The organism is Methylorubrum podarium (genome assembly GCF_022179745.1).
Taxonomy (GTDB): domain Bacteria; phylum Pseudomonadota; class Alphaproteobacteria; order Rhizobiales; family Beijerinckiaceae; genus Methylobacterium; species Methylobacterium podarium.
The window spans coordinates 1-10,245 of sequence record NZ_BPRD01000125.1 but is presented as its reverse complement, the minus strand read 5'-3'; the positions used below and the strand labels follow the sequence as shown (position 1 = coordinate 10,245).

Below are 10,245 nucleotides of genomic sequence, written 5' to 3'. Positions count from 1 at the left end.
TGCCCATCGCCCCGTCGAGGACGAGGATCTTCTCGGACGCACGCTGGCGCAGCGCGCGCTCGATCTCGGTGCCGTCGACGGGGGGGAAGGTGGTCATATCATGTCCTTCAGGGCCGTTCAGTCCCATTCATCCCGGCTCGTCCTGATGAGGATATCGGCACAGGACATGGGCGAAGGCCTCGGCAGCGGCCCTCAGTCAATCGAAGTGATTGTCCGCCCCGCACACACCGGCGCCCGGGCAGCTCAATTTCGAGGAAGATGTCTCTCAAGACGTCGATTCGAGGGCCGAAAGTCGGCTCTCGAAAGTGGCGAGCGCTTCGAGCCTCTTCTCGATGGCCTCGAGGCGTTGCTCGACCTCGGCCGCCGCGTAGCGACCGAGCACGGATTCGCCGTTCATGGCTTGCCGGAGATTGTCGAAACGCTTTTCGAGCTTGTCGAACCGAGCATCGTGCTCGGCGAACTTGCGATCCATCCGGTTGAAACCACTTTGCACTTCCGTGCGCAATTCCCGCAGGAGCGGCAGGATCATGTCTTGCGGGTCGGCCACGGCTGATTCTCCGAAAGTCAGCCTTGATTTAAGCCGCCGCCTTCGCCGTTGCCACCTTCGCCGGCGCCTGCGAGCGCAGGCCCAAGAGGTGGCAGATGGCGTAGACGAGATCCGAGCGGTTCATCGAGTAGAAGTGGAAGTCCTCCACGCCCTCGTCGACGAGGTCGAGCACCTGCTCGGCGGCCACCGCGGCGGCGACGAGGCGGCGGGTCTCCACGTCGTTGTCGAGGCCCTCGAACCGGGCGGCGAGCCAGTACGGCACCGAGGCGCCGGTGCGGCGGGCGAAGTTGGCCGCCTGCTTGAAGTTCTGCACCGGCAGGATGCCGGGAATGATCGGGATCTCGATCCCGGCCGCGCGCACCTTGTCGCGATAGCGCAGATAGATCTCGTTATCGAAGAAGAACTGGGTGATCGCCTGGTCGGCGCCGGCATCGACCTTCGCCTTCAGGGCGTCGATGTCGGCGTCGAGCGAGGCGGCCTCCGGGTGCTTCTCCGGGTAGGCCGAGACCGAGACCTTGAAGTCGCCGATCCGCTTGATGCCGGCGACCAGGTCGCAGGTCTGGGCGTAGCCGCCGGGATGCGGCCGGTAGGTGTGGCCGACGCCCTCGGCCGGATCGCCGCGCAGGGCCACGATGTGGCGCACGCCCGCATCCCAGTAGGACTGCACCACCGCGTCGATCTCCTCGCGGGTGGCGTTGACGCAGGTGAGGTGGGCGGCGGGCTTGAGGCTGGTCTCGCGCACCATGCGCGCCACGGTGTTGTGGGTGCGCTCGCGGGTGGAGCCGCCCGCGCCGTAGGTCACGGACACGAATTTCGGCTGGAGCGGCGCGAGGCGCTCGATCGAGGACCAGAGGATGTTTTCCATCTCCTCGGTCTTGGGCGGGAAGAACTCGATCGAGACGCGGATCGGGCGGAAGCCGTCGCGGCTGGCGCGGTGCCGGGAATCGCTGGGCATCTGTCGTCCCTTTCTTGAAACTCGTGCTTGAAATCGTTGTGTCGTGCGGGGCCGCGGCTCAGGCCACGGCGCGTTCGGGAGTCACCGTCCCGATACCGGCGGAGGCGTCGTGCGCCAGCCAGAGCGTGACGGTGAGAGGCAGTGCGGTGCCGTCCTCGGGCGCGAGGTCGCGGCTCTCGACGGCGCCGAGACCCGCCTGGACCAGCCAGCCCGTGACCTGGTCGGCCGCGAAGCCGAGGCGGCGGTGGGCCTGGCTCTCGCGCAGCTGCTCGAGGTTGTGCGGTGCAAAATCGACGACGAGAAGGCGCCCGCCCGGCGCGACGAGGCGAGCCGCCTCGCGCAGCGCCCGGGCCGGGTCGTCGAGATAGTGCAGGACTTGGTGCAGCACCACGAGGTCGAAGCCGCCGCGGCCGAAGGGCGGCGCGTGCAGGTCGCCCTGGCGCAGATCAACCCGCGACAGGCCGAGCCGTTCGAGGTTCGCCCGGGCGACGGAGAGCATGGCGTGGCTCGAATCGAGCCCGGTGGCGCGGCCGGCGAGCGGCGCCAGCAGGCCGAGCATCTTGCCGGTGCCGGTGCCGAGATCGACCACGTGGCGGATCGGCCGGTCGCCGAGGACGTCGAGCACCGCAGCCTCGACGGTGGCCTCGGGCACGTGCAGGGAGCGCAGGCCGTCCCATTTGGGCGCGAGCCGGGCGAAGAAGGCCTGCGCGGCCTCCGCGCGCTGGGCCCGGACCGAGTCGAGCCGGGCGCGGTCCTCCGAGAGCGGCGGGGCGGCGTGCTCCAGCGCCGAGATCAGCGGCTCGACGAAACCGATGGCCGCCTCGCGCAGGCGAAAGAACGCCCAGGCCCCCTCGCGGTGGCGCTCGATCAGGCCGGATTCGACCAGGAGCTTGAGGTGGCGCGAGATGCGCGGCTGCGACTGGCCGAGGATGTCGGTGAGGTCGGAGACCGAGAGTTCGCCCTCGGCCAGCAGCGCCAGGATGCGCAGCCGCGTCTCCTCCGCCGCCGCCCGCAGCACGGCGAGCGCCTCGGCGAAGGGCACCGGGGCCGGGTCGAGGCTGTTCCTCGGGCTGCTCTCGCTAGACATAAAGATATCTTTATGTGCGTAGCGGGCTCGGCGCAAGAGGGTTTTGTGAGTCCGCATCGACGCGTTCGATAGGGCGGGGCTCCCTCATACGGTTTCCGGTTGATCACTTCGGGTTTGCCCGCACTCCGTCATCGCGAGCGTCAGCGAAGCGATCCAGAGCGCGACCTATCCGGATTATGCGGAGCCCTGGATTGCCACGGCTTCGCCTCGCAATGACGAAGGAGAGACCGAAGCGATCAAACGGAAATGCTATCAGTCGTCATTCCGGGTTCCACTGCGCGGCTCCGGAACGACAGGCCTGTGCGGGAGAGGCGATGGTCCCCCCTGAACCCGCCGACGCCCGGAGCGCCGCCGGCCGCTACTGATAGGCCTGCTTCAGGTCGAGCGAGCAGCGGACGCCGACCTCGGCGTAGCCCGTGTCGAGCCACGCCTTCGCCGCGGCGCGGCCCTTGTCGCGCAGGCGCTCGATGACCCGCCAGCGGGCGTCGAGGCGCGTGGAGGCGGCGTAGTCGTCGAGCCGATCGGTCCCGTCGATTCGGTGCAGGAAGACCCGCTCCAGGCCCGGCACCGCCTGTCCCCCTTCCTCGATCAGGCCGTGCACGAAGTCGATGGCGCGCAGTTCCCGCATCAGGTTGGCGTTGAAGGTGATCTCGTTGAGGCGGTTCTGGATGTCCTGCGACGTGCGCGGCGTCTCGCGGCGCTCGACCGGGTTGATCTGCACCAGCAGGATGTCGCGGGTGCTCGCCCCGTGCAGCGGGTAGAGCGCCGGATTGCCGAGATAGCCGCCGTCCCAGTAGGGCACGCCGTCGATCTCCACCGCCTGGAACACGGTCGGCAGGCAGGCCGAGGCCATGAGATGGTCGGCGGTCAGGCGCTCGCGCTCGAACACGGCGAGCTTGCCGGTCCAGACATTGGTGGCGGAGACGAACACGTTGGCGGTTTCGGCCGCGCGCAGGCGGTCGAAATCGACCGTGCGCTCCAGCGCCCCGCGCAGGGGATTGATGTTGAGCGGATTGGCCTTGTAGGGGCCGGGATTGAGCACCCTCAGCCACGCTTCCATGAAGGGATTGCCCTTCCAGACATGGAAGAGGCCGTCGATCCAGTTCTGCTGGACCGGCTTCAGGTCGGCATCGAGGCTCGCCTCGCGCCAGAATCGTTCGAGCGCCGCCCGCGCCCCGTCGGGGCCGCCCGCGAGCCAGCCGTCCACGAGGACGACGGCGTTCATCGCCCCCGCGCTCGCGCCCGTCACCGCCTCGAAGGCGAGGCGCCCGTCCTCGATCAGCGCATCGAGCACGCCCCAGGTGAAGGCGCCGTGCGAGCCGCCGCCCTGGAGCGCCAGCGAGACCGCCTTCTCGGCCCGCGGCCCGGCGAGCCCGCGGAAGCCGTTTCCGACCCGCGTCGAATCGGCGATCGGGGCGGGCACGGCGGTCGCCGGGTTGTGGGCGTCGTCGGCTTGGGCGTCCTCGGCTTGGGCGTCCTCGTGAGGCGCATCGGGCCGACCGCCGTTCAGGGCCGGATCGGGGGGAGAGCTGTCCATGCTGCCTCGCACGGTTGTTGCGGCGCACCCATAGATGGTGCGTCGCGATAAAAAGCCTGTGCGGTTCTTTGCCTCGCGCGTCGGCGATGCCATATGAGATAGCGCGCGTGGCGGCCTCCGCATCGTTTGCCTGCCTCTTGGCCTGCATCCTTGCATCCGCACGGCACACGCTCGACATCCCGCTCGGGATGCGACATGGAAGCGGCCTTGTATCGAGGCGCGCTGCGCATCCGTTCGCGCGGGCGCGGCGCGGCAAGGATCCCCAGGTCGCGGATCGCGCCGGATTCGGATAGGATCGTTTCCGCGCCCGCGGGACGTCCGAGACCGGCACGCGCGGACGAAACCTGACCCGCGAAGGCACGATGGAAGTCATGGAAGCTCCCGACGCTCTGGCAAACCCGCTCGAATCCCGGAGCCCGAACATGAAGGGGCCGGAGATCGCGGGGCCGGCACCGCGCCACCGCACCGTCGGCGTGCAGATCGGACAGGGCGAGGGGGCGGTCACCGTCGGCGGCGGTGCGCCGATCGTCGTGCAGTCGATGACCAACACCGACACCGCCGACATCGACGGCACCGTGGCCCAGGTCGCCCAGCTCGCCCGCGCCGGCTCGGAGCTGGTGCGCATCACCGTCGATCGCGACGAGGCGGCGGCGGCGGTGCCGAAGATCCGCGAGCGGCTCGACCGCATCGGCTGCCACGTGCCGCTGGTGGGCGACTTCCACTATATCGGCCACAAGCTCCTGTCCGACCATCCGGCCTGCGCCGAGGCGCTCGCCAAGTACCGGATCAATCCGGGCAATGTCGGCTTCAAGGAGAAGAAGGACACGCAGTTCTCGACCATCGTCGAGCAGGCGATCAAGTACGGCAAGACGGTGCGCATCGGCGCGAACTGGGGCTCGCTCGACGGCGAACTCCTGACGCACCTGATGGACGAGAACGCCCGCTCGCCGACCCCGATCGACGCCCGCGCGGTGATGCGCGAGGCGATGGTGCAGTCGGCCCTGACCTCGGCCGACCGCGCGGTGTCCCTCGGCCTGCCCAAGGACCGCATCATCCTCTCGGCCAAGGTCTCGGCGGTGCAGGACCTGATCGCGGTCTACCGCGAGGTGGCGCGCCGCTCCGACTACGCGATCCATCTCGGCCTCACCGAGGCCGGCATGGGCTCGAAGGGCATCGTCGCCGCCTCCGCCGCCATCGGCGTGCTGCTGCAGGAGGGCATCGGCGACACGATCCGCTACTCGCTGACGCCGGAGCCCGGCGGCGACCGGACGGTCGAGGTGAAGGCGGCGCAGGAACTCCTGCAGACCATGGGTTTCCGGACCTTCGTGCCGCTGGTCGCCGCCTGCCCCGGCTGCGGCCGCACCACCTCGACGACGTTCCAGGAACTGGCCCGCGACATCCAGAACTGGATCACCACCTCCATGCCGGAGTGGAAGAAGACCTATCCGGGGGTCGAGGGCCTCAACGTCGCGGTGATGGGCTGCATCGTCAACGGACCCGGCGAGTCGAAGCACGCCGATATCGGCATCTCGCTGCCCGGCACCGGCGAGAGCCCGAGCGCCCCGGTCTTCATCGACGGCAAGAAGGCGATGACCCTGCGCGGCGCGACCCTCGCCAAGGATTTCGAGACGATCGTGATCGACTACATCGAGCGCCGTTTCGGCCAGGGCAAGCGCGACGCCGCCGAGTGAGTCTTTTCGGTGAGACGGCCGCCCTCATCCCCCGCGCGGGTGGATGGGGCGGCCGTCTTTCCGTTTCGGGTCGGGACGCCTGCTCCGATCCGCGTTCCGCCTTTCCGGCCGTCGTGACGTCCGGTCCGAGCCCCGCGAGCCGACCCCGCCCCGCCCGGCCACCGGCGAGCCGCCCTTATGCGGCCCGATCGTCGTGTCGGCGTGGTCGATTGGCACCACCGACGCATTTCCTTCATGCGCCTCCGCCACATCCGGTCGGACGACGCACGAGCCCAGGCAAGCCTGCCCGATGACCCAGCCTGCCAGCCCAAGTGCCGCGAATTCGGGCGCCGCGAGTTCGAGCGCCGAGAACCCGCCGGCCGCGCCCGTCGTGGACGGTCCGGCCCCCGGCGAGGGCGGCCCGGTCGCGGCCTCGGCCGGTGCGCACGATCCCACCGACGCTTCGGCCGAGGGCCACGCCAAGGCCGGCTTCTGGGCGCTCACGATCGGCTCCGTCGGCGTGGTCTACGGCGATATCGGCACGAGCCCGCTCTACGCCTTCCGCGAGGCGCTCGCTCCCTCCCGCACCGACGGCATCCTGCTGCCCGAGGAGGTGATCGGCACCACCTCGCTCATTATCTGGGCGCTGCTCCTGATCGTGACGATCAAGTACGTCGCGATCCTCTTGCGCATGGACAACAACGGCGAGGGCGGCATCCTCTCGCTCATGGCCAAGGCCCGCCACGCGCTCGGCGGCTCCAAGATCGTGTTCATACTGGGCCTGCTCGGGGCCTCGCTGTTCTACGGCGATTCCGTCATCACGCCGGCCATGTCGATACTCTCGGCGGTGGAGGGCCTGAAGCTCGTCACCCCGGCCTTCAACGACTACGTCCTGCCGATCACGGTGGCGATCATCCTCGGCCTGTTCGCGGTGCAGAGCCACGGTACGGCGCGGGTGGCGACCTTCTTCGGGCCGGCCATGGTGGTGTGGTTCCTGGCCATGGCCGCGGCGGCGCTGCCCCACATCGTCGGCAATCCGGACGTGCTCGCCGCCTTCAATCCCTGGTACGCGGTGCATTACCTGCTCGGCCACGGCACCGGCGCGCTGGTGGCGCTCGGAGCGGTGTTCCTGGCCGTGACCGGCGCCGAGGCGCTGTTCGCCGATCTCGGCCATTTCGGGCGCCGCCCGATCCAGGTGGCGTGGCTCGGCCTCGTCGCCCCCTGCCTCGTCCTGAACTATCTCGGCCAGACCGCCCTGGTGCTGGCCAAGCCCGAGACCACCGATCCGTTCTACCAGCTCGTGCCGGAATGGGGCCTGATCCCCATGGTGATCCTGGCCACCCTCGCCACGGTGACGGCGAGCCAGGCGGTCATCACCGGGGCCTTCTCGCTCTCGCGGCAGGCGATCCAGCTCGGCATGCTGCCGCGCATGGAGATCCGCCACACCTCCGAGGCGCATTCGGGCCAGATCTACCTGCCGCAGATCAACACCCTGCTCTGCCTCGGCGTGGTGATCCTTGCGGTCACCTTCCGCTCCTCCTCGGCGCTGGCCTCCGCCTACGGCATCGCCGTGACCGGAACGATGCTGCTCACCGCCAGCATGGCCTACGTGGTGCTGTGGAAGGTCATGCGGTTCTCGCCGCTGGTCTCGGCGGCGATCATCATGCCCTTCATCGTGCTGGAATTCCTGTTCCTGCTCTCGAACCTGCTGAAGCTGCACGAGGGCGGCTACGTGCCCCTGATCCTGGCCGGCGGCCTGATGCTGATGATGTGGACCTGGGTGCGGGGCGTCACGATCCTGTTCAACAAGACCCGCAAGACCGACGTGCCGCTGATCGAGCTCGTCGGCATGCTGGAGAAGAGCACCTCCTACCAGCGGGTGAAGGGCACGGCGGTGTTCCTGACGAGCGATCCCGAGATCGCGCCCGCCGCGCTCCTGCACAACATGAAGCACAACAAGGTGATCCACGAGAAGAACGTGGTGCTCACCGTCGAGACCATGGACCGGCCCCGGGCGACGCAAGGGGAGCGGGTGCGGATCGAGCCCGTCGGCTTCGGCTTCTACCGGGTGGTGATGCGCTTCGGCTTCATGGAGACGCCCAACATCCCGCGCACCCTGACGCTGCTGAAGCGCGAGGGCTTCAAGTTCGACATCATGTCGACCTCGTTCTTCCTGTCGCGCCGCTCGATCCGCCCGGCCGCCCATTCCGGCATGCCGCTGTGGCAGGACCGGATCTTCATCACGCTGGCCAAGAACGCCAACGACGCCACGGACTTCTTCCAGATCCCGACCGGCCGCGTCGTCGAAGTAGGCACCCAGGTGACCGTCTGACGATCACGCTCTGACGGTCACGTTCTCGCATCCCGCGCCGGTGCCGCGCTGGGAGCGTCGGACGGGTTTTCTTGCGAAAACAACACGGCGAGGTTGCACCAAGTCCTGTGGCTGGCTCGCTACAGGGCGGTGATTTGCGCGCGACTGTCTTGCGTCCGCGCGCACCGTCTCGTACGGCTGCGCTTGCGAAAAGCAAGCAACAACAACAGTTTAGCATAATTCCAAACAACCGACCGGTCTCGTTCCGCGCGTTCCTGCGGAGGCGGTTGGCTGCCGGACAAAAGGGGTCAGGCGTATGGGCTCGGTTCGCACTCTCGTCGGCGTCCGCGCCCTGCGGACGATGGCGCTGGCAGGCGCCTCACTCCTCGCGCTCACCGTGGGCGCCGCGGCGCAGCAGGCGAGCGCGCGGCTGGAAGAGCTGTCGGTCGAGGGCAGCGGCCGGGGCGCCGGCGCCACCGGCGGCGGCCAATCGGCCCAGCGCGGCCCCGACGGACGGGCGGCGCCGGAGGATCCGCGCGGCCCGGTCACGGGCTACGTCGCCACCCGCTCCGCCACCGCGACCAAGACCAACACCCCGCTGATCGAGACCCCGCAATCGATCACCGTGGTCGGCCGCGAGCAGATCGACGCGCAGAAGGCGCAGACGCTCACCCAGGCGACGCAGTACACCGCCGGCGTCTATTCCGGCACCTTCGGTGCCGACACCCGCGTCGATTACTTCACCCTGCGCGGCTTCATCGCGAGCGATTACGGCATCTACCGCGACGGTCTGCAGGTGCTGAACTACGGCTTCGGCACCTTCAAGGTCGAGACCTTCGGCCTGGAGCGGATCGAGGTGCTGCGCGGCCCCGCGGCCGTGCTGTTCGGCGCGGGGAATCCGGGCGGCATCATCAACCAGATCACGAAGCGCCCCACGACCCAGCCCTTCGGCTATGTCGAGGTCGGCGGCGGCTCGTTCGGACAGGTCTACGGCGCCTTCGACATCGGCGGCCCCGCCGACGATTCCGGTCACTGGTTCTATCGCCTGACGGGCTTCGGGCGGCAGGGCGGGACCCAGGTCGACGGCGCGCCTGACGACCGGGCCTACATCGCGCCGGCTCTCACCTACCGTCCGGACGCGGGCACCTCGCTCACCGTCCTGACGAGCTACCAGCGCGACTCGACCGCGGTCACGGCGAACTTCCTGCCCTATCTCGGCACCGCGCGGCCCAACCTGAGCGGCTTGCGCATCCCGCGCTCGCTCAATGTCGGCGACCCGGCCATCAACACCTTCCAGCGCGAGCAGGCCTTCGCGGGCTACGAGTTCGAGCACGCCTTCAACGAGACCTGGAGCTTCCGCCAGAACCTCCGCTACTCGTTCAGCGACGCCTTCCAGAACTCCTACCTCAACCAGACCGGCTACGCCGACGCGGCGCAGACGCAGCTGGCGCGCTACCAGTTCCTGACGAGTTCGAAGGTCGGGATCTTCCAGGTCGACAACCAGGCCGAGGCGCGCTTCTTCGACGGCTACTTCGCCCACGACCTCCTGATCGGCCTCGACTACAAGCGCTACGACCTGCACGACAATCAGGGCACCAACTTCGCGGCCGGCTACAGCGTGACGCCGCTGAGCATCATCAACCCGATCTACGGCCAGATCCTGGGCCGTCCCTCGCCCTACCTCGTCAACGCCGACACCTTCCAGCAGCTCGGCATCTACGCTCAGGACCAGATCAAGCTCACCGACCGGCTGACCCTCGTCCTCGGCGGCCGCCAGGACTTCGCCGACAACGTCGTGCGCGACCGGCTCAGCCCGACCAACAGCAGCAGCCGCAGCGACGAGGCCTTCAGCGGCCGCGCCGCCCTGATCTACAACTTCCCCGAAGGGCTGGCGCCCTATGTCAGCTACTCGACCTCGTTCCAGCCGCAGATCGGTTCGGACGCCAACGGCCGGAGCTACCTGCCGGAATACGGCGAGCAGGTCGAGGTGGGCGTCAAGTTCGAGCCCGTCGGCTACGGCTTCTTCCTGACGGCAGCGGCCTTCGACCTCGTGCGCCAGAACGTGCTGCAGCCGGTGCCCGGCACCTTCTTCAGCGCGCCGCTCGGCGAGGTGCGCTCGCGCGGCGCGCTGAAGAAGG

At 68.7% G+C, this 10,245-nt stretch carries 7 protein-coding genes; 3 read left to right on the top strand and 4 right to left on the bottom strand.

The genetic code is table 11. The annotated features are described in order from the left end of the window. Positions 1-265: 265 nt before the first annotated feature. From MFF42_RS06615 to MFF42_RS06600, 4 genes are all read right to left on the bottom strand, one after another. Positions 266-547 carry a hypothetical protein gene (locus tag MFF42_RS06615; RefSeq protein ID WP_238255038.1) on the bottom strand — a complete coding sequence of 94 codons (282 nt, stop codon included), beginning with the start codon at positions 545-547 and terminating at the stop codon, positions 266-268. 28 nt (positions 548-575) lie between these two features. Then, complete coding sequence (gene metF / locus MFF42_RS06610; RefSeq protein ID WP_238255037.1) at positions 576-1,502, bottom strand: methylenetetrahydrofolate reductase [NAD(P)H]; 927 nt, start codon at positions 1,500-1,502, stop codon at positions 576-578. Between the two features lie 58 nt (positions 1,503-1,560). Continuing rightward, a complete protein-coding gene (locus MFF42_RS06605) occupies positions 1,561-2,589 on the bottom strand; it encodes an ArsR/SmtB family transcription factor (RefSeq protein ID WP_238255036.1) in 1,029 nt (342 codons plus the stop codon). Positions 2,590-2,947: 358 nt separating this feature from the next. Further along, positions 2,948-4,126 (bottom strand): patatin-like phospholipase family protein, encoded by a 1,179-nt coding sequence (locus MFF42_RS06600; protein WP_238255035.1) that lies wholly within the window; start codon positions 4,124-4,126, stop codon positions 2,948-2,950. Positions 4,127-4,488: 362 nt separating this feature from the next. Here MFF42_RS06600 and ispG point away from each other — a divergent pair, with 362 nt between their 5' ends. From ispG to MFF42_RS06585, 3 genes are all read left to right on the top strand, one after another. Further along, the gene (gene ispG, locus MFF42_RS06595; RefSeq protein ID WP_238255034.1) at positions 4,489-5,817 is read left to right on the top strand and encodes a flavodoxin-dependent (E)-4-hydroxy-3-methylbut-2-enyl-diphosphate synthase; all 1,329 of its coding nucleotides are present in this window, start codon (positions 4,489-4,491) and stop codon (positions 5,815-5,817) included. Positions 5,818-6,106: 289 nt separating this feature from the next. After that, on the top strand, positions 6,107-8,128 hold the full coding sequence (locus MFF42_RS06590) for a potassium transporter Kup (protein ID WP_238255033.1): 2,022 nt from the start codon (positions 6,107-6,109) through the stop codon (positions 8,126-8,128). A 295-nt stretch (positions 8,129-8,423) separates the two neighbouring features. Then, the coding region (locus MFF42_RS06585; RefSeq protein ID WP_238255032.1) for a TonB-dependent siderophore receptor at positions 8,424-10,245 on the top strand (1,822 nt) is incomplete at its 3' end.

Bases quoted from the DNA above. Each gene is read 5' to 3' on its own strand.
- metF (WP_238255037.1), bottom strand. From the start codon at position 1,502: ATGCCCAGCGATTCCCGGCACCGCGCCAGCCGCGACGGCTTCCGCCCG.
- MFF42_RS06605 (WP_238255036.1), bottom strand. From the start codon at position 2,589: ATGTCTAGCGAGAGCAGCCCGAGGAACAGCCTCGACCCGGCCCCGGTG.
- MFF42_RS06600 (WP_238255035.1), bottom strand. From the start codon at position 4,126: ATGGACAGCTCTCCCCCCGATCCGGCCCTGAACGGCGGTCGGCCCGAT.
- ispG (WP_238255034.1), top strand. From the start codon at position 4,489: ATGGAAGTCATGGAAGCTCCCGACGCTCTGGCAAACCCGCTCGAATCC.
- MFF42_RS06590 (WP_238255033.1), top strand. From the start codon at position 6,107: ATGACCCAGCCTGCCAGCCCAAGTGCCGCGAATTCGGGCGCCGCGAGT.